Below are 23,602 nucleotides of genomic sequence, written 5' to 3'. Positions count from 1 at the left end.
CAACAACACCACCACGACCTTCCCGGCTCCGCTACGTTCCGCCGGGACAACACACGTGCCGGCACCGCAGGCACGTCACCTCATTTTCGGATTAGAGGTACGCGACGTCCGGACGGTAGCCGGCTGCGAGGACGGCGACGGTGGACGGCGGTGTCAGGACGGTGGCGGTGCCGGCCGGCCGGTTCGCCGGAGCCCCGTATCCCTCGGCCGACCACGGGACGACGGTGCCGCCCAGCACGACCGCGGGTCCGCCGTCGAACAGCGCGAACGCGCCGTCGGGCAACGACGACCACGCGGCCTCGTGCGTGCGCTGGTGGGAACCGACCAGCCGCTCACCGTGCAGCCGGGCGTCCATCTCGTCCGCGCCGGGCAGCCCACCCCCGTTGGCCGACTGCCACGCGACGCGAAAGTCGTTGTACCGCTCGCGTCGGCACAGGGCGCACGGCCGATGTCCTGCCGCGAGGGCCAGCGCCTCGTCGTGGAAGAACAGGACCGTGTAGTGGCCCCCGCTCCACTGGGCGACGGTGCGGGCCGGGTAGTCGGTGACGCAGATGATCCACCGCTTGCCTGCATGGTTGCGCACGACGGTGTGTCCCCGGTGCAGGCAGCCCCGGTTTCCCATGAACCGGCCACGGAGTGGAATCGCGACGATCTCGGATCGGGGTGACACACGATTCCGTTCGGCCATGTGCCGATGGTAGCCAGCCGACCCGCGCGTCAAAACCGGATGAGTACCCCCGTCCGGCGCTAACCTGGGCTCAAGGGTTCCGCTCGGACGGGTGTCCCCGTCCGCCCGCGGTCCCGGTCACAGTTCCTCACGATCTGAGGGCAGGAGGCAGGCAGCATGGACGCCATCACCCAGGTTCCGGTGCCCACCAACGAGCCGGTCCACACGTACGCGCCGGGCAGTCCCGAACGTTCCCGAGTGCAATCGGCACTCACCGACATCGCCACCAATCCCGTCGACATCCCGCACGTGATCGGTGGCAAACACCGGCACGGTAACGGCGACCGCGTGGACGTCGTGCAACCCCATCGGCACGCCGCCGTGCTCGGCACGCTGCGCAGCGCCACCCACGACGACGCGTCGGCGGCGGTCGAGGCGGCCACGGCCGCGGCGCCCCACTGGCGGGCGCTCTCGTTCGACGACCGGGCCGCGGTCATCCTGCGCGCCGCCGACCTGCTGTCCGGGCCGTGGCGCGAAACGCTCGCCGCGGCGACGATGCTCGGCCAGTCCAAGTCGGTCCAGCAGGCGGAGATCGACGCACCGTGCGAGCTGATCGACTTCTGGCGCTTCAACGTTCACTTCGCACGCCAGATCCTCGCCGATCAGCCGATCTCCTCACCCGGTGTGTGGAACCGGCTCGAATACCGTCCGCTCGAGGGCTTCGTCTACGCCATCACGCCGTTCAACTTCAGCGCGATCGCAGGCAACCTGCCGACCGCGCCTGCGTTGATGGGCAACACGGTGATCTGGAAGCCGTCGTCGACGCAGACCGTCGCCGCGTACTGGACTGTGAAACTGCTCGAGGCGGCGGGAATGCCTCCGGGTGTCATCAATCTGCTCACCGGCAGCGGGCAGGCGGTCTCGGAAGTGCTGCTCAGCGATCCCCGCCTCGCGGGCATCCACTTCACGGGTTCGACCCGGACGTTCCAGCATCTGTGGAGCGAGGTGGGCGCGAACATCGGGAAGTACGCCGGCTACCCCCGGCTGGTGGGAGAGACCGGCGGCAAGGACTTCGTGGTCGCGCACGCCTCGGCCGACGAGGACGTGCTGCGGACGGCGCTGATCCGCGGCGCGTTCGAATACCAGGGCCAGAAGTGTTCGGCCGCCTCCCGTGCCTACGTCCCGAAGTCGCTGTGGCGGCGGATGCGGGACACGTTCACCGCGGAAGTCGACGCCCTCACCTACGGTGACGTGACCGACCTGGAGAACTTCGGCGGCGCGCTCATCGACCGGCGCGCGTACGACAAGAACGTCGCGGCCATCGAACGGGCCCGCAGCGCCGCCGGCCTCGAGATCGCCGTCGGCGGCAAGTACGACGACAGCGTCGGCTACTTCGTCCGCCCCACCGTGCTCCTCGCGGACGACCCGGCCGACGAGGCGATGACCACCGAGTACTTCGGTCCGATCCTGACGGTGCACGTGTACGACGACTCGGCCTCGAACGCGTTCGCCGACGTGCTCGCCAAGGTCGACTCGGCGGCCCCGTACGCGCTGACCGGTGCGGTGATCGCCGACGACCGCCAGGCCGTCGAGCAGGCAACGTCGGCTCTCCGGTTCACCGCCGGAAACTTCTACGTCAACGACAAGCCGACCGGTGCCGTCGTCGGGCAGCAGCCGTTCGGCGGGGCCCGCGCGTCGGGCACGAACGACAAGGCCGGGTCCAAGCTCAACCTGCTGCGGTGGGTGTCGGCCCGCACCATCAAGGAGACGTTCGTCCCGGCCACCGATTACCGATATCCGCACATGGGGTCGGAATGAAAGCGCCCACGGTTCTGGCGAATCCGCTGCGCCCGGCGATCCTCGCGGCGGCCCGGTCGTCCCGCGTCAAACGGGCGGTCACCGGCGCCCCGGTCACACGGAAACTCGTCGACCGCTTCGTTGCCGGGGAGAACCGGGAATCGGCGCTCGCGGCCGTCCGGGAGATCCTCGATTCGGGCCGGTCGGTGTCGATCGACTTCCTCGGTGAGGACACGCGTGACGCCGCGGGAGCCCAGGCGACGGTCGACGAATATCTGGCGCTCGTCGCCGATCTCGGTGCGCTACCGGAAGCGGCGGAAGGAACTCCGGGTGTTCGCCGGCTCGAGGTGTCGATGAAACTGTCGGCGCTCGGACAGGCGCTCGCCGGCAATGGCCGCAGGATCGCCACCGACAACGCCCGCACGATCTGCGCCGCCGCGGAGGCGGCCGGGGTGTGGGTGACCGTGGATGCCGAAGACCACACGACCACCGATTCGACGCTGGCGATCGTGCGCGAACTCCGCACCGACTACCCCTGGCTCGGTGCGGTGGTGCAGTCGTACCTGCGACGCACCGAGGGCGACTGCCGTGCCCTCGCCAGCCCCGGTTCGAGGGTCCGGCTCTGCAAGGGGGCGTACTGGGAACCCGAGTCTGTGGCATTCCAGGACCGCGCTGCCGTCGACGCGTCGTACCTGCGATGCCTGGGGATCCTCATGGAAGGGTCCGGGTACCCGATGGTGGCCTCGCACGATCCGGCTGTCATCGACGCGGTCGCCCGGCTGGTCGGGCGCACCGGCCGCGCCGCGGACGCCTACGAGCACCAGATGCTGTTCGGGATCCGGGATGTCGAGCAACGTCGGCTCGCGAACCAGGACAAGCAGGTTCGGGTGTACGTTCCGTACGGAAGCCAGTGGTACGCGTATTTCATGCGGCGACTGGCCGAGCGTCCCTCGAACCTGCGGTTCTTCCTGCGCTCGGTGGTCACCAAGGACTGACCGGCGCGGGCCGCTGATAGGTTAAGGCGCGGGTGCGTCGTTGTAGAGTTTCGCGGTGACGACTTCAGGCGCGGGATGGCCCAGCGCGGTCCTCTTCGCCGTCGTTCTCGTCCTCGCCTCGCTGCTCGCATCGGTGCAGATCGGCGAGGGGCGCATCGGCGAGGTCCGGCTCACCCGTCCGCCGCGCACCGCGGTGGTGCTGTGGCTGCTGATCGCCGTGCCGTCGCTGCTGCAGATCGTCGTCCCCGCCGTCCTCGACGCCCTCGAGCGTGACCCCACCCAGATCCGGGACCACCAGTGGTGGCGGATCGTCACCTCGGTCGCGGTGCAGGACGGGGGACTGGCCGGAACCGTGGTGAACCTGCTCGTTCTCGCCTGGGTGGCCCCGCTCGCCGTCCGGGTCTGGGGTGGAGTGCGGGCCGTACTGCTGTTCGTGGCGAGCCAGATCATCTTCGGCCTGTTCACCGCGTTCCTGTTCCCGTCGCCCGGCGCGGGCAACTCGGGTGCCACGCTCGCGCTGGCCGCGTCGTTCGCGGGGTTGGTGGTGATGCAGTCCAAGCAGCGGCGGGTCCTCGCCGCGAGCGGCGGCATCGTCGTCGCCGGGGTCCTGCTGGTGGTGGTCGACGACGCCCACGGGCTGGCCGTCCTGACCGGGGCCCTGCTGGGTGCGGCACTGGCCACCGTCAGTCCGCCACCGGGAGACCCGCCGGACCGCGTCCGGGCCCTGTGAGAGGCTGTCGATGTGCTGCTGCGATCTCTGAATCCTCTGGCCGTCGCCCAGGGCGACGACATTCCCGACGCCATCCGGATCGGCGACACCACCCTGTCGCGCGGTGATGTGCTCGGGGCGGCGACGTCCGTGGCCGAACGGGTGGCACGCGCGGATCGGGTCGCGATCCTCGCCACCCCCACCGTGACCACCGTCCTCGCCGTCGTGGGCTGCCTCATCGCCGGTGTGACCGCGGTGCCGGTGCCGCCCGATTCCGGCCCCGCCGAACTCGAGCACATCCTGCGCGATTCCGGTGTGCAGGCGTGGCTCGGTGAGGCGCCCGCGGACACTGCGGGCCTGCCCGTCGTTCCGGTCCGCGTCCACGCCCGGTCGTGGCACAGCTACCCGGAACCGCCCGAGTCGGGCATCGCGTTCGTGCTCTACACCTCCGGCACCACGGGACCGCCCAAGGGAGTTCTGATCAGCAGGAAGGCCATCGCTGCCGGCCTCGACGGCCTCGTGGACGCCTGGCAGTGGACCGGCAACGACACACTGGTGCACGGACTTCCGTTGTTCCACATCCACGGGCTCATCCTCGGTGTGCTGGGACCGTTGCGTATCGGCAGCAGGCTCGTCCACACGGTCAAGCCCACCCCGGCGGCCTACGCCGCGGCACACGGAACGATGTACTTCGGCGTCCCCACGGTGTGGAGTCGCATCGCCGACGACCCCGAGTCGGCGCGTGCGCTGTCGGGTGCGCGACTGCTGGTGTCGGGCAGCGCCCCGCTGCCCGTGCCGGTGTTCGAGAAGCTGCACGAGCTGACCGGGCTCGCGCCGATCGAGCGGTACGGCATGAGCGAGACGATGCTCACGCTCAGCACCAGGGCCGACGGCGAGCGTCGCCCGGGGTGGGTGGGTGTGCCGGTCCGCGGCGTCGAGACCCGGCTGCGCGACGAGCGCGGCGGCGACGTTCCCCACGACGGCGAATCCATCGGCGGACTGCAGGTGCGGGGCCCGATGCTCTTCGACGGTTATCTCGGCAAGCCCGACGCGACGGCCGAATCTTTCACGGACGACGGCTTCTTCAAGACGGGCGACGTCGCCGTCATCGACCCGGAGGGGTTCCATCGCATCGTCGGCCGCGAATCCACGGACCTCATCAAGTCGGGTGGATTCCGGGTCGGGGCGGGGGAGGTGGAGACGTCTCTCCTCGGCCACCCAAGTGTGCGGGAAGCCGCGGTGGTCGGCCTTCCCGACCCGGACCTCGGCCAGCGGCTCGTCGCCTTCGTGGTGGGGGACGACGTCTCCGAGACCGAGCTGATCGAGCACGTGGCCACCGAATTGTCGGTGCACAAGCGGCCCCGCGAGATCCGTGTGGTCGAGTCGCTTCCGCGGAACGCGATGGGCAAGGTGCAGAAGCAGCAGCTGTTCTGAAATCAGTAAGGTGGCGGGCGATACCGGCCCAACACGGATTGGCAGGCGCACAGTGAGTGTCGAGAGCATCGTTCAGAGCACCCGAATCGTCCTCGCCTCGCGGCCGGACGGCGCGCCCACCGCCGGCAACTTCCGGCTCGAGGCAGTGAACCTTCCCGAACCCGCCGAAGGTCAGGTGCTGATCCGCGTCATCTACCTGTCCCTCGACCCGTACATGCGCGGCCGGATGAGTGCCGCGGAGTCCTACGCCGACCCGGTCGAGATCGACGAGGTCATGGTCGGTGGCACCGTCGGGCAGGTGGTCGATTCCCGGCACCCGGATTTCGCCACCGGTGACTACGTTCTCGGGTACGCGGGCTGGCAGTCGCACGCCGTGGTCGACGGCAACCAGCTCCGCACACTCGACCGCGACGCCGCGCCGCTGTCGACCGCCGTCGGAGTTCTCGGCATGCCCGGCTTCACCGCGTACTCCGGCCTGCTGAAGATCGGGCAACCCAAGGCAGGCGAGACGGTGGTCGTCGCGGCGGCCAGCGGTCCGGTCGGCTCGGCGGTGGGGCAGATCGCGAAGCTGAAGGGCGCCCGGGCCGTCGGGATCGCGGGCGGCCCGGAGAAGTGTGGCTACCTGCTCGACGAACTCGGATTCGACGCCGCCGTCGACCACCGGTCCCCGAACTTCGCCGAGGAACTGCGCGCGGCGTGCCCCGACGGCATCGACGTCTACTTCGAGAACGTCGGCGGTGCGGTGGCCGCGGCAGTACTGCCGCTGCTCAACCTGTATGCGCGAGTTCCCGTGTGCGGCCTGATCGCGCAGTACAACGACACCGAGGCTCCCGAGGGGCCGGATCGGCTGCCCGGGTTCTTCAGCCGGGTGCTGGTCAAGAGCCTCACGATCCGCGGATTCATCCAGCGCGAGTTCGTCTCCGAGATGTACGCGGACTTCCAGCGCGATGTGTCCGGGTGGATCCGGGAGGGCCGATTCGCCTACCGCGAGGACATCGTCGACGGGCTCGAGAATGCGCCTGCCGCGTTCATCGGTCTGCTCCGGGGAAGCAACTTCGGCAAGCTGGTGGTCCGGGTCGCCGAGGAGAACTGACGGGCCGTATTCGCCCTGGACAGGACGCTGTCGTGATACAACGGTGACACAAGCGGACCCTCGTTATGTTTGCGTGATGTCGATGGTGCGGGAGTTCGGTGTCATCCACATTTGGGAGTGATCAGCTCGATGGCGAATCATAATTTGGGGGCGGGTTCGCAGATCCTCGTCGACGGCAGGCCCGCCTCCGCCCCGCTGCGCGACACGCTGACGGTCGCGCAGAAACTCGTCCGCCATTTCGCCGACAACGTGACCCCCTGCGGTTCGCTTCCCGGCGAACAACTGCAGAGCGACGTCATGGATTTCACGATCGTCTGCCTCGGTCTCGGCATCCAGATGCTCGACGAAGGCATCAGCCCGACGGACGAGGACCTCGCGGAAGTTCGCAACAGCTCCGCGCGCTGGGCCCGCGAGGGGTTCCCGTTGAAGCTCGTGCTCCGCATCCTCCACGAAGGCATCCAGGAGGCCGGCGACCTCGTCGCCTCGAACGCCCGCGAGGAAGACCTGCCCGAACTCCTGGTCATCCAGAAGGTGATGTTCACCCTGCTCGAATGCGTGACTGTCGCCGCCACGACCAGCTACGTGGAGGAACTTGAAGCCGTCAACAGCGAACGCGACGGTGCCGCGGTCAATCTCGTCACGGCGCTGCTCAGCGGCAGAAAGGCGGCGACCGCCGCGCGGCACGCGGGTGTGGAGCTGGCCGACGAGTACGTGGTGCTGGGGCTGTCCATTCCGTCGCATCCCACCGAGGCCGTGACCCACCGGCGCAAAGCCGTCGTCGCCCGGCAGAAGCTCCGCCGGTTGCAGATCGAGCTGGCGGACGCCGCGGGTGGTGCCGCCCTCTGTTCGCTGAGCCCGGACGGCGGAACACTGTTGCTGCCGGGCTCGCCCGAGCGGGCCTGGATGGTGTCCCTGCTCGACCGCATCGGAGCCGCCGCCGGAGTTCCCCTGACCGCCACGGCAACCCGGGTCCGCACCGCCGGCATCCCCGCGGCCGCCGACCAGGTCCACGAACTCCTCGAGCTCGCCCATCAGCTGGCCCTGGAACCGGGCCTCTACGAGATGGACGATCTGGCGCTCGAATACCAGCTCACCCGGCCCGGGCCGGGCAGGACCCACCTGGCGCGGCTTCTCGAACCGTTGCAGGGCTCACCCGAACTGATCGAGACGCTCGAGGTGCACATCGGCCACGATCTCAATCGGCAGCGCACCGCGAAGCAGATGCACCTTCACACCAATACGGTGGACTACCGGCTCAAGCGGGTGGCGCAGCTGACCGGCTGCGATCCGACCCGCCCGTCCGGACTGCGGCAGATCCAGGCCGCGCTCGTGGCCCGCAGGCTCGAGGTCGCGCAACCCGATCGCTGACCCGGGCGCCCGCCACTGACGCAGCGTCGTACGCTGCACCGTTCGTTACGATGTGGGCCGGATCATATTCGGTCCGGATGTGTCGGTGGTCGTCTCGTGACCGAACTGTTAGGGGGCAGGCGATGGCCGGAGGGCGTCATTCCAGCGCGGGGCAGGAGCGAAGTGGTCGCTCGCCCGGGTTCTACGCGGTGTGCGCCGCTGTCGTGATCGGGCTCGTGGCCTCCGTGGTCGTCGTCGTTCAGGCGGTGCGCTCCTGGGCCGACGACTGCGATCAGGTCACCGACTACACCCTCGCCGCCGACCCGAGCATCGCGGCGGTCCTGAGCAGCATTCTCGGCGAAGCGAAGGACACCGACCTCGGCTGCGCGAACGTCGCCGTCAGCGGCGCGACGTCCGGCGACATCGCGGGACGACTCGGCAAGGGAACCGACGCGCCGGACCTCTGGATCCCCGACACCGGCGCCTGGGTGGGCAAGGCGGCGCTCACCGCGGCCGGTCCGGTAGAGGTGATGACGGGATCGATTGCATCCTCGCCCGTCGTCCTGGCGTCCCGCGAGGAGGACGCCCCCACGTCGCCGACGTGGCTCGCCGCCCTCCAGATCAAGGACATCCAGCTGGGCAACCCCCTCGTGACCGGGGCCGCGCAGGCTCCGATCAACGCGGCACTCGCCGAGGGCGAGGCCGACCCCGTATCCGCGGGGACCGTGCGGGCGGCGCTGGTCCCGCTCGCACAGGAGGAGAGTGCACGCACCGCGGACGAGCCCATCGGCGAGGAGATGCTGCAGGGAGTCGTCGACAACGGTGGCGTCGCCGTGGCCACCGAACAGTCCGTGCTCGATTTCTCCGACGGTGACGGCGCGCGCACGCTCACCGCGACGGTCCCCCCGACGGGCAGCAACTTCATGAACTTCCCGCTCGTCGTCACCTCGCCGGCCCCCGACCGGCACTACAAGGCCACCCAGGTGGCACGTGCCGTCGCCGCTGTTCTGGGCGGTGAGGAGGCCCGTGCGGTACTCGCGGAGAACGGATTCCGCGGACCCGACGGGAGTCCGCCGGCCGACGGCCGCGGCGTCGGCCGGATCACCAAGCTCGCGCTCGAGGACGAGTCGGCGCTACAGGACGCCCTCGGCGGATGGGCGTTGATGGCGTTGCCCATCCGCACGCTCGTCGCGATCGACGTGTCGGGGTCGATGGAGACACCCGCAGGCAACCGGTCGCGCATGGACCTCACGGTCGATGCGGCGCTCGCCGGCAACGCGATGTTCCCCGACAGCGTGTCAGCCGGGTTGTGGGCGTTCTCGCAGGGGCTCGGTGGGGGACCGCAAGACTACAAGGAGATGGTCCCGATCCGCCGCTACGACACGGTGGTCGACGGCCTCACGCAGCGCCAGCTGATGGCGCAGCAGGCGGGGAGGGTCGACGGGCTGATCGGCGGCGGCACCGGCCTGTACGACACGACGCTCGCCGCGTTCCGGTCGGTGCAGGAGACGTACGACCCGCGCGCCGTGAACAGTGTGATCATCCTGACCGACGGCGCCAACGAGGATCCGGACTCCATCACGAAGGAACAGCTCCTGAGCATCCTGCAGCGTGAGACGGATCCGGCCCGGCCCGTCATCATCGTGACGATCGGCATCACCGACGACGCCGATGCGGCCACGCTCGCCGAGATCTCGCGGGTGACCGGAGGGTCGAGCTACGTCGCGAAGGATCCCGCCGACATCGCCAACGTGTTCGTCAACGCGCTGGCCGCCCGCGGTCGCAGCTAGCGGAATTCCGTTCCGGCGCAGTCGGACTTTTGGGGCCGCACCCCTAGCAATCCATCGGGCGGTAGTGCTTTGGTGAAAGGGGGAGTCGGACCCATTCGAGGAGCTCGTCATGGCCAAGCCGTTCAGAGGTGTCGTCAATCTCGATATTCGTGACTCGATCCCGGATTGGGGTCCATACGAGCAGCCGAAGGCGCCGCCCGGTTCGCCGAACGTCCTCTACATCGTGCTCGACGACGTCGGTTTCGGAGCGATGGGCTGCTACGGCGGGCCGATCGAGACTCCGAACATCGACCGGATCGCCGCGAACGGGCTGCGGTACGGCCAGTGGCACACCACCGCCCTGTGTTCCCCCACGCGATCCTGCCTGCTGACGGGGCGTAACCACACCACCAACGGGATGGCGTGCATCAGTGAGTGTGCTGTCGGGTTCCCCGGTGGGAACGGGCACATCCCTCCCGAGTGCGCCACCCTCGCCGAGATCCTGGTCGAGCAGGGCTTCAGCACCGCGATGGTCGGGAAGTGGCACCTGTGCGCCGAGGACGAGATGAACCTGGCGTCGACGAAACGGAACTGGCCGGTCGGCCGCGGCTTCGAGCGCTTCTACGGCTTCCTCGGGGCGGAGACGAACCAGTGGTATCCGGATCTGGTGCACGACAACCATCCCGTCGAGCAGCCCGCCACCCCGGAGCAGGGCTACCACTTCAGCGTCGACATCACCGACCACGCGCTCGACTACCTCGGCGACGTCAAGGCGATCGCACCGGACCGGCCGGTATTTCTGTACTACGCACCCGGCTGCGCGCATGCCCCGCACCACGCGCCGCGTGAGTGGGCCGACCGCTATCGCGGCAGATTCGACGACGGCTACGAGGCGATGCGCGAGCGGACCCTGGCCCGGCAGAAGGAGATGGGCCTCGTACCTCCGGACACCGAGCTGCCGCCGCTCAACCCGATCGGCACCCCCGACTCCCGCACCGGACCCGACGGTCAGCCGTTCCCACCGCTGGACTTCACCCGGCCCTGGGACACCCTCTCCGACGACGAAAAGCGGCTCTTCGCGCGCATGGCCGAGGTGTACGCCGGTTTCCTCTCGCACTGCGACGACCAGATCGGCCGACTGCTGGCCTACCTCGAGGAGATCGAGCAGCTCGAGAACACCATCATCGTGGTGGTCTCCGACAACGGCGCCAGCGGCGAGGGCGGACCCAACGGTTCGGTCAACGAGAACAAGATCGCCAACAGCGTGCCGGACGATCTCGCCGAGAATCTGGCCAAGCTGGACCAGCTCGGCGGCACCGAGACCTACAACCACTACCCGAACGGGTGGGCGATGGCCTTCAACACCCCGTTCAAGATGTGGAAACGCTACTCGTTCAACGGCGGCACCAGCGATCCGTGCATCTTGTCGTGGCCCGCCGGGATCGAGGCCCGCGGCGAGACCCGCGACCAGTACCACCACGCCATCGACATCGTCCCGACTCTGCTCGACTGCCTCGGTGTCGAACTTCCCGATACGGTCAAGGGATACACCCAGCACCCGATCCAGGGCGTGAGCATGCGCTACAGCTTCGACGCCGGAAACATCCCCACCGCCAAGCACACCCAGTTCTATTCGATGCTCGGCGGGCGGGGCATCTGGCACGACGGCTGGAAGGCCGTCACCACCCACCCGACGCTGAGCGGGTGGAGCCACTTCCCGGAGGACGCCTGGGAGCTCTACCACACCCAGGTGGATCGCTCTGAACTCCACGACCTCGCCGCCGAGGAACCCGGCAGACTCGCCGAACTCGTCGGACTGTGGTTCCACGAGGCCGGCGCGAACCAGGCGCTGCCGCTCGACGACCGCTCGCCCGTCGAACTCCTCACCACCCCACGTCCGCAACTCGCGCCCCCACGCAATCGCTACGTCTACCGACCCGGCGGCGCGGAGGTACCCGAGGCGGTGGCGGTCAACCTCCGCAACCGCTCCTACTCGATCGGGGCGCTCGTCGACCTCCCCGAACCCGGTGCCTCGGGGGTGCTGTTCTCCCACGGCGGCAGGTTCGGTGGCCACTCGCTGTACGTCAAGGACAATCGGCTGCACTACGTGTACAACTTCCTCGGCAGTGATCAGCAGACGATCGACGCGACCGAGGACCTGCCGTCCGGGGAGAACCTCATCCTGGCTGCGTCGTTCGACAAGGACGGGGAGGACCCGCCCGGTACCGCCCACGGGGTGCTGAGCCTGTACTACGGCGACCGCAAGGTCGGCGAGGGCCGAATCCGAACGCAGCCCGGCAAATTCAGCATCGGAGGCGGCGAGGGCCTCAATGCCGGCCGCGACAGCGGCGAACCCGTCACCGACGACTATCCGGGTTCGTCGCCGTGGGCCTTCACCGGTGGCACGTTGAACCGGGTCGCGATCGACGTCAGCGGCGAACCGTTCGTCGATCTCGAACGCGAAGCCGCGGCCATGCTTTCTCGCGAGTGAGAACGGAAGCGCCATGACGGAACCCCTTCCGAGCTGGCGTGAGGGTGCCGGCAGGGCGGCCATCCTGGGATTCGTCGGGCAGGTGACGGCGGAGGACGTCCCCGTCGAGGATCGGATCGCGGTCTTCGACAACGACGGCACACTGTGGTGTGAGAAGCCGATGCCCATTCAGCTCGACTTCATCCTGCGCCGTCTCGTCGTCATGGCCGAGCACGATCCGGATCTGCGCACCCGTCAGCCCTGGCAGGCCGCCTACACACAGGATTACGGCTGGTTGAACGACGTCATCACGCGGCACTACGACGGCGACGACAGCGGTGTGAAAGAACTCGCCGCTGGTGTGCTGACCGGGTTCGCCGACGTGACCGTCGAGGAGTTCGAGATCCGGGCGGACCAGTTCCTGCGCACCGCCCGGCATCCCACCCTCGACAGGAACTACCTGGCGTGCAGTTACGTACCGATGGTGGAGCTCCTCGACTACCTGGCCGTCAACGGGTTCCGCAACTACATCGTGTCCGGCGGTGGCCGCGATTTCATGCGGCCGATCAGTCACGACGTGTACGGCATTCCGCGGCAACGGGTCATCGGCAGCGGGGTGTCACTGGTCTGGAAGCACGACGGGCGCAGCGGCGCGATCGTCCGCAGAGCCGAGGCGGACGTCCTAGACGACGGGCCCGAGAAGCCGGTGCAGATCTGGAACCGGGTCGGCAGGCGGCCCCTGCTGGCGGCGGGAAACAGCAACGGGGACATCCCGATGCTGCAATTCTCGGAGGCACCGGGCCGGCCGTCGCTGCGGTTGCTGCTGCGCCACGACGACGGCGTCCGCGAGTTCGACTACGTCGCGGGCGCCGAGCGGGCACTCGAACTGGCCGGAACCCACGACTGGACCGTGGTCAGCATCGAAAACGACTGGACAACGGTGTTCCCGCCGCTTCTCGAGTAGTCGGAGGAATCCTCGTGGGTTCGCCGCGGATCGGGGAATCGACGCCTAGCGTGATGCATGGAACGGCCGGGCCTCGACTGCGAACACCCTCCCGAACAGGAACACTCACACCATGCACACTGTCAGGTTCTTCGAACTCGCAACCGGATTGTTCGAAGTGCTCGGTGTCATCGCGATGGTTGTCGGGTTTCTCTTCGCCTTCTTCCTCGCGGTGCGCGCGTGGAGGAGGACCCGAGACGGTGCTCAGGCGTTCAAGACCCTGCGGGAGTCGCTCGGGGGCGCGATCCTGCTCGGCCTGGAATTGCTCGTCGCGGCCGACATCGTCAAGACGGTCACCTCCACACCGTCGCTGACCGATGCCGCCGTCCTGGGAGTGATCGTGCTGATTCGCACTGTGCTGAGCCTGTCCATCGAGATCGAGATCGAGGGTGTCGCACCGTGGCGGAAGGCGTTGGTGACCGGACCGCAGGTGCTCGCCCGTGCGGCGCGCTCGTCCGCGGGGCAGGAGCCGAGTTCGGGCCGGTGAGTCGCCGGCCCGAACCGGTCACACCGTCTGCGACCGCTTGCGCAGCCGGGTGTTGAGCACACCGAGCGCCGCGATGGCGAGGAACAGGACGCACGTCGAGATCAGCTGGGTGCGGGCATCGCTGTCGAACAGCATGAGCACGACGAAACCGGCGAGCATTGCGAGCGTGACGTAGCTGAGCCACGGGAACAGCCACATCCGCACGGTCAGCTTGCCCTCGCGTTCGAGCCGCGGGCGCAGCCTCAGATGCGACACGACGATGAAGATCCAGATGACCAGGAGCGCCGAACCGACGGCGTTCAGAAGAAGTCCCAGGAGGTCGTCGGGCAGCCACCAGTTGAGCAGCACGCTGACGAAACCGAAGAACACCGACAGCAGCACCGCGTTGAGAGGCACTCCGGAATTCGAGATCCGGGCCATGAACGCGGGACCGTCGCCGCGCCGGGAAAGCGAATACGCCATCCGCGACGTGCCGTAGATGTTGGCGTTGAACGCCGACAACAACGCGACCACGACCACCAGTTCCATGAACCCGGCCACGTACGGGATGTGGGCCTGGTTGAGAACCGCCACGAACGGTCCGCTCTTCAGGTCCGACGAGTCCCAGGGTAGGACGAGGATCATGATCGAGATCGAACCGAGGTAGAAGACGCTGATACGCCAGACGACGCTGCGGACCGCCACGGCGATCGAGCGCTCGGGGTCCTCGGATTCGGCGGCAGCGATGGTCACGATCTCGATGCCGCCGAAGGCGAACGCCACCACGAGCAGTCCCGCGGCGACACCGGCGAAGCCTTCCGGCATGAAGCCGCCGTGGCCGAACAGGTTGGTGGTGCCCACCGGTTCGGTGTCCGGCAGCAGGCCGAACACCAGCAGCACGCCGATCACCAGGAACGCGATGATGACGGTGACCTTGATGGCGGCGAACCAGAATTCGAACTCGCCGAAGTTACTGACCTTCGCGAGGTTGACGGCGGCGAAGAAGATCACGAACACCAGGGCGACGACCCACTGCGGAACACCGGGCAGCCAGCCGCTCACGATGCCGGAGGCGCCGGTGATCTCGGCGCCGAGCACCATGATCAGCATGAACCAGTAGAGCCAGCCCATCACGAATCCGGCCCACTCGCCGATGCCGATCCGCGCGTAGTGCGAGAAGGATCCGCTGGCGGGGATCGCCGCTCCCATCTCGCCGAGCATGCGCATCACGAAGACGACGATGATGCCGGCGAGAAGGTAGGAGACGAGGACCGCGGGACCGGCGGTCGCGATACCGACACCGGTGCCGAGGAACAGTCCGGCACCGATCGCGGAACCGAGGCCCATCATCGTGAGATGACGGACCTTCAGGCCCCGGCCGAGTGTGCTGGTCGAATCGGTCATGGTGAAGGGTGTCCGCGTACCGCTCACCGGATCAGTCGTTTGCGTGCAGAGCGGCGTTCAGTTCCACGCCGGTGCCCTTCCACGGCACGACCTCGACGGCTCCCGACACGGAGTTGCGACGGAAGAGCAGGTTGGACTGGCCGTTGAGTTCCTTGGCCTTCACGACGGTGCCGTCCGGCCCGGTGACCTTGGTGCCCGCGGTCACGTACAGACCGGCCTCGAGGACGCAGTCGTCGCCGAGCGAGATGCCGAGACCGGCATTGGCGCCGAGGAGGCAGCGCTTGCCGACGGAGATGGTCTCCTTGCCGCCACCGGACAGGGTGCCCATGATCGAGGCGCCGCCGCCCACGTCGGATCCGTCGTCGACGACGACGCCCGCGGAGATACGGCCTTCGACCATGGAGTTGCCGAGCGTGCCGGCATTGAAGTTGACGAAGCCCTCGTGCATCACGGTGGTTCCGCTTGCCAGGTGGGCGCCGAGGCGGACCCGGTCGGCGTCGGCGATGCGGACCCCGGACGGGACGACGTAGTCGACCATGCGCGGGAACTTGTCGACACCGAACACGGTGACCACACCGCGGATGCGCAGGCGCGACCGCACCTTCTCGAAGCCCTCGACCGCGCAGGGACCGAAGTTGGTCCACACCACGTTGGACAGCAGGCCGAACAGGCCGTCGAGGTTGACGCCGTGCGGGGTCACGAGGCGGTGCGAGAGGAGGTGAAGGCGCAGGTAGGCGTCGTGTGCGTCGACCGGCGGCGCGGACAGGTCGGCGATGGTGGTGCGCACCACGACCTGGTCGACCTCACGCGCTTCGTCGGGTCCGGCGAGAAGTGCCAGATCGGAGGGGATGTCGCCACCCTCGATCCGCACGGTGCCCGCCTCGTCGAAGTTTCCCAGCTCGGGTGCCGGGAACCAGGTGTCGAGGACCGTGCCGCCGACGGTCACGTTGGCGATGCCTACTGCTGATGCTCCCTGTGTGCTCACGGCAGTAAAGGTTACTGCCTCATTACTCGGGCATTCCCAGCGGTCGTTATCGGGACGTGATCGAATCGAAACCGAGCGGGTTCCGGCCATGTGGGGGACCATGCACGGGGCACGTGGGACACACCGGGAAAGGTCGTGGCAATGCGCATTTCGCAATGGGGTCGATTGGTCGGAGGCGGCCTGCGGGCCGTGGCCGCGAGCGCGCTGCTCGCCGGGGCAGTGTCGGTGGTGGCGCCGCAGACGGCGTCCGCCGCTCCGGTGTGCCCGGGCGCCGGCCAGGCACCGGTTCTCGTCGGGCGGGTGCCGGGTGCGGCGCTCGAAGGAGTCGCCGTGGACGGCGGCGGCCGCCTCTACACGACGGACCTCGTGAGCGGGCAGGTGTTCCGCCTCGACGCCCCGGGAGCCCCCGCGGTCCCGGTCGCGACGGTGCCGGACGGCGGGGCCGGGGCGCTGGCCTGGGCGTCGGACGGCTCACTGCTGGTGGGGTACGGCGCGGACGTCCGCGTGTTCCTCGGCGACATCGTGCGACCGGGAGCGATCGCGAAGCTGAACACCGCGACCAACGTGCTCACTCCGTTCGCGTCGGGCCTGAGCGCGGCGAACGGACTCGATGTCGCCGCCGACGGAACGGCATACGCCACCAACGACTTCGGAACCCAGATCGGGCGGGTGTTCCCCGACGGGCGGGTGGAGCCCAACTGGGCGACGCTGCCCAGCGCCAACGGCGCGGTGCTCGGCGCGGACGATCGGTACCTCTACGTGTCGCGGACGTTCGTGAATCCGGGTGTGAGCCGGATCCCGCTCGCGAACCCCCGAGCGCCCGAGAGCATCCTCGAGCTGTCCGGTCTCGACAACTTCGCCGCTCCCGACGGCCTGGCCCTGGACTCGAGAGGCCGTCCGGTGGTCCCGGCCAACGTGCGCGGTGAGATCTGGCGCCTCGACTCGCCGGGACAGTACTGCGTGCTGGCGTCCGGCCTGCCGACGTCGAGCATGGTCGTCTACGGGCAGGGGTCCGGAGGCTTCTCGGCGGGACGGCTGTTCCGCATCGGTTTCGACGGTGCGATCTACGAGATCCCGGGCGGCTTCGACGGGTAGCAGCGCCCGAGCAGGCGGACGGGTCGGCCTAGGGTGGACGGGTGAGCCCACTCGACCTCCACGCCGATCCCATCGACCTCACCGCCGCCCTGGTGGACATCCCGAGCGTCTCGCACGACGAGTCGGCGATCGCCGCCGCCGTCGAGTCGGCGCTGCGGGAGCAGACCACCGGTTTCGAGATCATCCGCAACGGCAACGCCGTGCTCGCCCGGACCGATCGGGGACTGCCGAGCCGGGTGATGCTCGCCGGTCACCTCGACACGGTGCCGATCGCCGACAACGTGCCCTCGCGGCGTGAGGGCGATCTGCTGCACGGATGCGGAACCGTCGACATGAAGTCGGGCGACGCGGTGTTCCTGCACCTCGCCGCCACCATCGAGAACCCCGCGCACGATCTGACCCTCGTCTTCTACGACTGCGAGGAGATCGCGGCCGTCCACAACGGGCTCGGACGGATCGAACGCGAGATCCCCGAGTGGCTGCGCGCAGACGTCGCGATCCTCGGCGAGCCGACCGGGGGCCTTATCGAGGCGGGGTGCCAGGGCACGTTGCGGGTGACGCTGACCACCCGCGGCACCCGCGCGCACTCCGCGAGATCGTGGCTGGGCGATAACGCGATCCACCGCTTCGCCCCGGTTCTGCAGCGGCTGTCGGACTACACCGCGCGGTCGGTGGACATCGACGGCTGCGTGTACCGGGAGGGGTTGTCCGCCGTGCGGATCGCGGGCGGCGTCGCGGGCAACGTGGTTCCCGACGCGGCGGAGATGGACGTGAACTTCCGCTTCGCCCCCGACCGCAGCGCCGAGCAGGCGATCGACCACGTGCGGGAGGTCTTCGACGGCCTCGAACTGGGTTTCGAGGTCACGGACCTGTCACCGGGAGCCCTGCCCGGGTTGAGCGACCCGGCGGCCGCTGCCCTCATCGAGGCGGCGGGCGGGCAGTTCCGCGCCAAGTACGGGTGGACGGACGTCTCGCGGTTCTCCGCGCTCGGCATCCCGGCCGTGAACTACGGTCCCGGCGACCCGAACTTCGCCCACAAGCGGGACGAGCACGTGCCTATGCAGCAGATCACCGACGTGACGACGGTGCTGCGCGCCTATCTGAGCGCCCCGTGACTGCCCGGTGCCCCGAACGGGCCACCCGCTAGCCTGGGGCGCATGGCACCCGAGAAGAACACTCACGGCCGGAAGTCCTCGACCGTGAAGCACCGGGGTCCGGTGCAGTTGAGGCGCGCCCGCAAGGACGACACCACCACCACCGACGAGCGGTTGCTCGACGAGCGGGGCTCGACCGACTGGGTGCACACCGACCCCTGGCGGGTACTGCGGATCCAGAGCGAGTTCATCGAGGGGTTCGGTGCCCTGGCCGAGGTGCCGCGCGCGGTCACCGTCTTCGGTTCCGCTCGCACTCCGGACGGCCACCCGGAGTACGAGGCGGGACGGGCGCTGGGTGCCCGCCTGGCCGAGGCCGGCTACGCCGTCATGACCGGCGGCGGCCCCGGCGTCATGGAGGCGGCCAACCGCGGCGCCAGCGAATCGGGTGGTTACTCCATCGGCCTCGGCATCGAGCTGCCGTTCGAGGAGGGCCTCAACGAGTGGGTCGACCTCGGCATCAACTTCCGCTACTTCTTCGCGCGCAAGACGATGTTCGTGAAGTACTCGCAGGCGTTCATCTGCCTGCCCGGCGGGTTCGGGACGCTCGACGAACTGTTCGAGGCGCTGACTCTGGTGCAGACGCGCAAGGTCACGAGATTCCCGATCGTCCTCTTCGGCACCGAGTACTGGTCCGGGCTCGTGGACTGGTTACGGGGAACTCTCCAACGCAGCGGCAAGATCTCGGAAGGTGACGTCAATCTCTTGCACGTCACGGACAGCGTCGAGGAAGCGGTGCAGATCGTCATACGGTCGCAGCACGGTGTCGACGAAGCTGCCCTGCTCGGTACGGAGGACCAGTGGTGATGCCGGAAACTGTTCCACCGCGGCCGTTCTCGGTGTGCGTCTACTGTGCATCCGGCCCCGTGGACGACCACTTCCTGGAACTCGCGTCCCGGGTCGGCACCGAAATCGGAAAGCGCGGTTGGCAACTCGTGTCCGGCGGTGGCAACGTCTCGATGATGGGTGCGGTGGCCGAGGCCGCCCGCGCGGCGGGGGCGACGACCGTCGGTGTCATCCCGAAAGCTTTGGTACACAGGGAAGTCGCCGACGTCGACGCGGACGAACTGGTGGTCACCGACACCATGCGCCAGCGCAAGCAGGTCATGGAGGACCGGGCCGACGCATTCGTCACGCTGCCCGGCGGTATCGGCACGCTCGAGGAGCTGTTCGAAACGTGGACCGCGGGCTACCTCGGCATGCACGAGAAACCGGTGGTCCTGCTGGATCCGCACGGTCATTACACGGGGCTGCTCGACTGGCTCGACGGGCTGCGGGGCGGCGGTTTCGTGGCCCAGCGCGCCCTCGACAGGCTGCTCGTCCGCGCCGATGTCGAGGAGGCGCTGGACGCCTGCGTGTCCTGAGGCGCCGTCCGGTCCATGTCGTGGCGCACGTTGTTACCGTGCAGTAAGGTGACCTGACTCATACTGCAGGCCTGAGGGGATGTCATGCGTTCTGAAGCTCGTTCGACGATCGGGGTGGTCGACCTCGCGAGGCGGCTGCCGGCCATGATTCCGGAGCTGCCGACCATGGCGAAGGGGGTCCTCGGCCTGATCCGGACCCCCGACGCGAAGGAATCGATCGGCCTCGTCTTCCAGCGCGCCGCCGCGGCGCACCCGCGCCGCACGTTCCTGCGGTTCGAGGGCGAATCGCTGAGCTACCGGAATGCCAACATCCGCGTGAACCGCTATGCCCATGCGCTCGCCGAGCTCGGAGTGGCACGCGGGGGCGTCGTCGGGATCCTGGGTAAGAACTCGCCCGAGACGCTGCTCATTGCGCTCGCGGCGGTCAAACTCGGCGCCGCCGCCGGGATGCTGAACCACAACCAGCGCGGAGACGTGCTCGCGCACAGCATCTCGCTGCTCGACAGTCGGGTCCTGGTGGTGTCCGAGGCGTGCGGCGAGGCCATGGACTCGCTCGACGAACCGCCCGCCGTGCCCTCGGTGCTGTACTTCGACGACCTCGACCGCCTCGCCGAGAAGGCTGGGGACGACAACCCCGGGGCGTGCGAGCAGATCCAGGCCCGGGAGAAGGCGTTCTACATCTTCACCTCCGGCACCACGGGACTCCCGAAGGCCAGCCTGATGAGTCACTTCCGCTGGCTCAAGAGCATGTCCGGACTCGGCAACATGGGAGTCCGGCTGCGTGGCAGCGACGTCCTGTACTGCTGCCTGCCGCTCTATCACAACAATGCGCTGACGGTGTCGCTGTCCTCGGTGCTCGGATCGGGGGCGACGCTCGCACTGGGTAAGCAGTTCTCGGCGTCCAAGTTCTGGGCCGACGTCGAACTGAACCGGGCCACCGCGTTCACCTACATCGGCGAGCTGTGCCGGTACCTGCTGAACCAGCCCGAGAAGCCCGGTGACCGCGACAACTCCATCCGGCTGATGGTCGGGAACGGTCTGCGTCCGGAGATCTGGTCCGAGTTCACCACCAGGTTCGGGATCTCCCGGGTGGCCGAGTTCTACGGCGCCAGCGAGTGCAACATCGCGTTCGTCAACGCCCTCAACGTCGACCGGACGGCAGGCATCTGCCCCTTGCCGCACGCCGTGGTCGAGTACGACGAGGACAGCGGATCGCCCCGGCGGCACTCGGACGGCAAGCTGCGGAAGGTGCGCACCGGCGACGTCGGACTACTGCTGTCGAAGGTGACGGACCGGGCGCCGTTCGACGGATACACCGACGAGGAGGCCACCGACAAGAAGCTCGTCCGCGACGGCTTCGACGACGGCGACTGCTGGTTCGACACCGGCGACCTCGTGCGCCGCCAGGGCTGGTCGCACGTCGCGTTCGTCGACCGGCTCGGCGACACGTTCCGCTGGAAGGGAGAGAACGTCGCGACCACCGAGGTCGAGGGCGCGCTCCTCGCGCATCCCGCGGTCGAGCACGCCGTCGTCTACGGCGTCGAGATTCCCGGGACCGACGGTCGCGCCGGGATGGCCGCGGTGACGTTGCACGAGCACGAGAAGTTCGACGGCCCCGACGTCGCGGCGTTGCTGTTCCAGCGTCTGCCGTCGTACGCGGTGCCGCTGTTCGTCCGCGTCGTCGATTCCCTCGAACAGACGTCGACGTTCAAGAGCCGCAAGGTGGAACTCCGCAAGGAGGGCTACGACGTCGAGGACACCGACACGTTGCACGTGCTGTCCGGGCGCAGCGACGGCTACAAGCCCTCATACGACGGGTACGTCGACGAAGTGGCGAAGGGTTCGCTCCCCAAGTAATGCGGCTACGCCGCCCGTGAGTACTTGTTAACCGCCCCCGCGGTTGACAAGTACTCACGGGCGGTGGCAGGCCGGGCCCCGATTTCGCTGCGTGCCAATATTGGTGACATGGCCGAGAGAGACGTACCGCCCGCGCCCGACCACCCGTCGCCCACGCTGTGCGGGCGACCCGTGGCGGTCGATCGTGCGCTCGTGATGGCCATCGTGAACCGGACACCCGATTCGTTCTACGACCGCGGTGCCACGTTCACCGATTCCGCCGCCATGTCGGCGGTCGAACGGGCCGTGGACGAGGGTGCCGACCTCGTCGACATCGGGGGTGTGAAGGCCGGACCGGGTGACGTCGTCGACTCGGCGGAAGAGACCCGGCGGGTGGTGCCGTTCGTGGCCGCGATCCGCGAGCGCTACCCGGAGTTGCTCATCAGCGTCGACACCTGGCGCAGCGGCGTGGCCCGGCTGGCCGTCGCGGAGGGCGCCGATCTCATCAACGACACGTGGGCCGGCGCCGACCCTGCGCTCGTCGAGGTGGCCGCGGAGACGGGCGCCGGCATCGTCTGTTCCCACACCGGGGGAGCGGTTCCGCGGACCCGGCCGTTCCGCGTCCGGTACTCCGACGTCGTCGCGGACGTCCTCGCAGAAGTGGTGTCGGCCGCCGAGAACGCGTCCCGGCTGGGTGTGCCCGCCGACTCGATCCTCATCGATCCGACCCACGATTTCGGGAAAAACACCTATCACGGGCTCGAGTTGTTGCGGCGAGTGGAAGATCTTGTAAATACCGGATGGCCGGTGCTCATGGCGCTGAGCAACAAGGACTTCGTCGGGGAGACTCTAGGGGTAGATCTCGTCGAGCGGTTGGAGGGAACATTGGCAGCGACAGCGATGGCCGCCGCAGGAGGCGCCCGTGTCTTCCGTGTCCACGAAGTTGCCCCCACGCGTCGAGTGGTGGACATGGTGGCCGCGATTCAAGGCCGGCGCGCACCGTCCCGCACCGTGCGGGGGCTGGCATGAGTGCCGTGGGGGCCCGGGCGGCCCGCACGATGGTGGCGGAGGAGCGAACCCCTCGCAGCTGGGCCGAGGCGAACAGCTGGGACCAGCCGTCGTGGAGCATCGCCGAACTCGAACGGGCCAAGGCCGGGCGCACCGTGTCGGTGGTCCTGCCCGCGCTCAACGAGGAGGAGACCGTCGCCGCGGTGGTGGACACGATCCACCCGTTGCTCGGTGGTCTGGTGGACGAGTTGATCGTGCTCGATTCCGGATCGACGGACCTGACGGCGGAACGCGCACGCGCGGCGGGCGCCACTGTCATCAGCCGGGAGGAGGCGGTGCCGGCGTTCCCGCCCGTGGCGGGCAAGGGCGAGGTGCTGTGGCGTTCCGTCGCCGCGAGCACCGGTGACCTCATCGCCTTCGTCGACTCGGATCTCATCAACCCGGATCCGGCATTCGTCCCGAAACTGCTGGGACCGCTGCTCACGGCCGACGGAATCCATCTCGTGAAGGGCTACTACCGCCGTCCACTTCGCCTCAGCGGCACGGAGGACGCCAACGGAGGTGGCCGGGTGACCGAGCTCGTGGCGCGCCCCATGCTGGCCTCGCTCCGGCCGGAGCTGACGTGTGTGCTGCAGCCGCTGGGCGGCGAGTACGCGGGCACCCGGGAGTTGCTGTCGGCGGTCCCGTTCGCCCCCGGCTACGGCGTCGAGATCGGGCTGCTGCTCGACACGTACGACCGTCTCGGACTCGGTGCGATCGGCCAGGTCAATCTGGGGGTGCGCAAGCACCGTAACCGCCCGCTGTCCGAGCTCGGGGTGATGAGCAGGCAGATCATCGGCACGATGATGCGGCGCTGCGGGGTGCCCGACTCCGGGGCGGGTCTGACCCAGTTCCTGGTGGACGGCGACTCCTTCGTTCCGACGACGACGGACGTCGCACTGGCCGATCGCCCGCCGATGAACACGGTGTGCCCCTGACCGCGCTCACCTGAGGGAGGTTGTTGTCGGAC

General features: G+C 68.5%; 20 protein-coding genes. 17 read left to right on the top strand and 3 right to left on the bottom strand.

Features of this window, described 5'->3' with window-relative positions:
- Nucleotides 1–91: 91 nt before the first annotated feature.
- Complete coding sequence (locus ACFWAY_RS13265) at nt 92–688, bottom strand: hypothetical protein (protein ID WP_378510909.1); 597 nt, start codon at nt 686–688, stop codon at nt 92–94.
- 156 nt (nt 689–844) lie between these two features.
- Here ACFWAY_RS13265 and pruA point away from each other — a divergent pair, with 156 nt between their 5' ends.
- The 10 genes from pruA (at nt 845) to ACFWAY_RS13215 (ending at nt 13,771) form a co-directional block, all read left to right on the top strand.
- Complete coding sequence (gene pruA, locus ACFWAY_RS13260) at nt 845–2,485, top strand: L-glutamate gamma-semialdehyde dehydrogenase (RefSeq protein ID WP_378510908.1); 1,641 nt, start codon at nt 845–847, stop codon at nt 2,483–2,485.
- A complete protein-coding gene (locus tag ACFWAY_RS13255) occupies nt 2,482–3,459 on the top strand; it encodes a proline dehydrogenase family protein (protein WP_378510907.1) in 978 nt (325 codons plus the stop codon). Before pruA ends, ACFWAY_RS13255 begins: the two co-directional genes overlap by 4 nt.
- A gap of 55 nt (nt 3,460–3,514) precedes the next feature.
- Nucleotides 3,515–4,189: a rhomboid family intramembrane serine protease gene (locus ACFWAY_RS13250; protein WP_378510906.1), complete on the top strand. Its 675-nt coding sequence runs from the start codon at nt 3,515–3,517 to the stop codon at nt 4,187–4,189.
- Between the two features lie 12 nt (nt 4,190–4,201).
- Complete coding sequence (locus tag ACFWAY_RS13245) at nt 4,202–5,602, top strand: acyl-CoA synthetase (protein ID WP_378510905.1); 1,401 nt, start codon at nt 4,202–4,204, stop codon at nt 5,600–5,602.
- Between the two features lie 52 nt (nt 5,603–5,654).
- Complete coding sequence (locus ACFWAY_RS13240) at nt 5,655–6,695, top strand: NADP-dependent oxidoreductase (RefSeq protein WP_378510904.1); 1,041 nt, start codon at nt 5,655–5,657, stop codon at nt 6,693–6,695.
- A 129-nt stretch (nt 6,696–6,824) separates the two neighbouring features.
- Nucleotides 6,825–8,063, top strand: a complete 1,239-nt coding sequence (locus ACFWAY_RS13235; protein WP_378510903.1) for a PucR family transcriptional regulator — start codon at nt 6,825–6,827, stop codon at nt 8,061–8,063.
- A 122-nt stretch (nt 8,064–8,185) separates the two neighbouring features.
- Nucleotides 8,186–9,832 carry a substrate-binding and VWA domain-containing protein gene (locus ACFWAY_RS13230; RefSeq protein WP_378510902.1) on the top strand — a complete coding sequence of 549 codons (1,647 nt, stop codon included), beginning with the start codon at nt 8,186–8,188 and terminating at the stop codon, nt 9,830–9,832.
- A gap of 109 nt (nt 9,833–9,941) precedes the next feature.
- On the top strand, nt 9,942–12,302 hold the full coding sequence (locus ACFWAY_RS13225) for an arylsulfatase (RefSeq protein WP_378451563.1): 2,361 nt from the start codon (nt 9,942–9,944) through the stop codon (nt 12,300–12,302).
- Between the two features lie 13 nt (nt 12,303–12,315).
- Nucleotides 12,316–13,245 carry an HAD family hydrolase gene (locus ACFWAY_RS13220; protein WP_378510901.1) on the top strand — a complete coding sequence of 310 codons (930 nt, stop codon included), beginning with the start codon at nt 12,316–12,318 and terminating at the stop codon, nt 13,243–13,245.
- A gap of 112 nt (nt 13,246–13,357) precedes the next feature.
- Nucleotides 13,358–13,771, top strand: coding sequence for a DUF1622 domain-containing protein (locus tag ACFWAY_RS13215; protein ID WP_378510900.1), 414 nt, complete (start codon nt 13,358–13,360; stop codon nt 13,769–13,771).
- An 18-nt stretch (nt 13,772–13,789) separates the two neighbouring features.
- Here the strand turns inward: ACFWAY_RS13215 and ACFWAY_RS13210 are convergent, their stop codons facing one another.
- Nucleotides 13,790–15,154: an amino acid permease gene (locus ACFWAY_RS13210; RefSeq protein ID WP_378510899.1), complete on the bottom strand. Its 1,365-nt coding sequence runs from the start codon at nt 15,152–15,154 to the stop codon at nt 13,790–13,792.
- Between the two features lie 31 nt (nt 15,155–15,185).
- On the bottom strand, nt 15,186–16,139 hold the full coding sequence (gene dapD / locus ACFWAY_RS13205; protein ID WP_061046243.1) for a 2,3,4,5-tetrahydropyridine-2,6-dicarboxylate N-succinyltransferase: 954 nt from the start codon (nt 16,137–16,139) through the stop codon (nt 15,186–15,188).
- Nucleotides 16,140–16,280: 141 nt separating this feature from the next.
- On the opposite strand from dapD, the gene ACFWAY_RS13200 reads away from it, so the two are divergent.
- From ACFWAY_RS13200 to ACFWAY_RS13170, 7 genes are all read left to right on the top strand, one after another.
- A complete protein-coding gene (locus ACFWAY_RS13200; protein WP_378510898.1) occupies nt 16,281–17,234 on the top strand; it encodes an SMP-30/gluconolactonase/LRE family protein in 954 nt (317 codons plus the stop codon).
- Between the two features lie 41 nt (nt 17,235–17,275).
- Nucleotides 17,276–18,349 carry a succinyl-diaminopimelate desuccinylase gene (dapE, locus tag ACFWAY_RS13195; RefSeq protein WP_378510897.1) on the top strand — a complete coding sequence of 358 codons (1,074 nt, stop codon included), beginning with the start codon at nt 17,276–17,278 and terminating at the stop codon, nt 18,347–18,349.
- A 42-nt stretch (nt 18,350–18,391) separates the two neighbouring features.
- The gene (locus tag ACFWAY_RS13190) at nt 18,392–19,192 is read left to right on the top strand and encodes a TIGR00730 family Rossman fold protein (protein ID WP_378451557.1); all 801 of its coding nucleotides are present in this window, start codon (nt 18,392–18,394) and stop codon (nt 19,190–19,192) included.
- Nucleotides 19,192–19,749, top strand: coding sequence for a TIGR00730 family Rossman fold protein (locus tag ACFWAY_RS13185; protein ID WP_378510896.1), 558 nt, complete (start codon nt 19,192–19,194; stop codon nt 19,747–19,749). Before ACFWAY_RS13190 ends, ACFWAY_RS13185 begins: the two co-directional genes overlap by 1 nt.
- An 84-nt stretch (nt 19,750–19,833) precedes the next feature.
- Nucleotides 19,834–21,606, top strand: coding sequence for a long-chain-acyl-CoA synthetase (locus tag ACFWAY_RS13180; protein ID WP_378510895.1), 1,773 nt, complete (start codon nt 19,834–19,836; stop codon nt 21,604–21,606).
- A gap of 108 nt (nt 21,607–21,714) precedes the next feature.
- Nucleotides 21,715–22,614 carry a dihydropteroate synthase gene (gene folP / locus ACFWAY_RS13175; protein ID WP_378510894.1) on the top strand — a complete coding sequence of 300 codons (900 nt, stop codon included), beginning with the start codon at nt 21,715–21,717 and terminating at the stop codon, nt 22,612–22,614.
- Nucleotides 22,611–23,570, top strand: coding sequence for a glucosyl-3-phosphoglycerate synthase (locus ACFWAY_RS13170; RefSeq protein WP_011598038.1), 960 nt, complete (start codon nt 22,611–22,613; stop codon nt 23,568–23,570). The genes folP and ACFWAY_RS13170 overlap by 4 nt, the downstream gene beginning before the upstream one ends.
- Nucleotides 23,571–23,602 lie beyond the last annotated feature (32 nt).

The sequence above is a fragment of the Rhodococcus sp. NPDC059968 genome, from assembly GCF_042738615.1.
In the GTDB taxonomy this organism is placed as follows: Bacteria; Actinomycetota; Actinomycetes; order Mycobacteriales; family Mycobacteriaceae; genus Rhodococcus_F.
The sequence above is the reverse complement of the archived record's forward strand: the minus strand, read 5'-3'. Positions and strand labels throughout refer to the sequence as shown.

Bases quoted from the DNA above. Each gene is read 5' to 3' on its own strand.
- ACFWAY_RS13200 (WP_378510898.1), top strand. From the start codon at position 16,281: ATGCGCATTTCGCAATGGGGTCGATTGGTCGGAGGCGGCCTGCGGGCC.
- pruA (WP_378510908.1), top strand. From the start codon at position 845: ATGGACGCCATCACCCAGGTTCCGGTGCCCACCAACGAGCCGGTCCAC.
- ACFWAY_RS13215 (WP_378510900.1), top strand. From the start codon at position 13,358: ATGCACACTGTCAGGTTCTTCGAACTCGCAACCGGATTGTTCGAAGTG.
- ACFWAY_RS13255 (WP_378510907.1), top strand. From the start codon at position 2,482: ATGAAAGCGCCCACGGTTCTGGCGAATCCGCTGCGCCCGGCGATCCTC.
- ACFWAY_RS13235 (WP_378510903.1), top strand. From the start codon at position 6,825: ATGGCGAATCATAATTTGGGGGCGGGTTCGCAGATCCTCGTCGACGGC.
- ACFWAY_RS13220 (WP_378510901.1), top strand. From the start codon at position 12,316: ATGACGGAACCCCTTCCGAGCTGGCGTGAGGGTGCCGGCAGGGCGGCC.
- ACFWAY_RS13265 (WP_378510909.1), bottom strand. From the start codon at position 688: ATGGCCGAACGGAATCGTGTGTCACCCCGATCCGAGATCGTCGCGATT.
- ACFWAY_RS13185 (WP_378510896.1), top strand. From the start codon at position 19,192: ATGCCGGAAACTGTTCCACCGCGGCCGTTCTCGGTGTGCGTCTACTGT.
- ACFWAY_RS13170 (WP_011598038.1), top strand. From the start codon at position 22,611: ATGAGTGCCGTGGGGGCCCGGGCGGCCCGCACGATGGTGGCGGAGGAG.
- ACFWAY_RS13225 (WP_378451563.1), top strand. From the start codon at position 9,942: ATGGCCAAGCCGTTCAGAGGTGTCGTCAATCTCGATATTCGTGACTCG.
- folP (WP_378510894.1), top strand. From the start codon at position 21,715: ATGGCCGAGAGAGACGTACCGCCCGCGCCCGACCACCCGTCGCCCACG.
- ACFWAY_RS13190 (WP_378451557.1), top strand. From the start codon at position 18,392: ATGGCACCCGAGAAGAACACTCACGGCCGGAAGTCCTCGACCGTGAAG.
- ACFWAY_RS13210 (WP_378510899.1), bottom strand. From the start codon at position 15,154: ATGACCGATTCGACCAGCACACTCGGCCGGGGCCTGAAGGTCCGTCAT.
- ACFWAY_RS13230 (WP_378510902.1), top strand. From the start codon at position 8,186: ATGGCCGGAGGGCGTCATTCCAGCGCGGGGCAGGAGCGAAGTGGTCGC.
- ACFWAY_RS13180 (WP_378510895.1), top strand. From the start codon at position 19,834: ATGCGTTCTGAAGCTCGTTCGACGATCGGGGTGGTCGACCTCGCGAGG.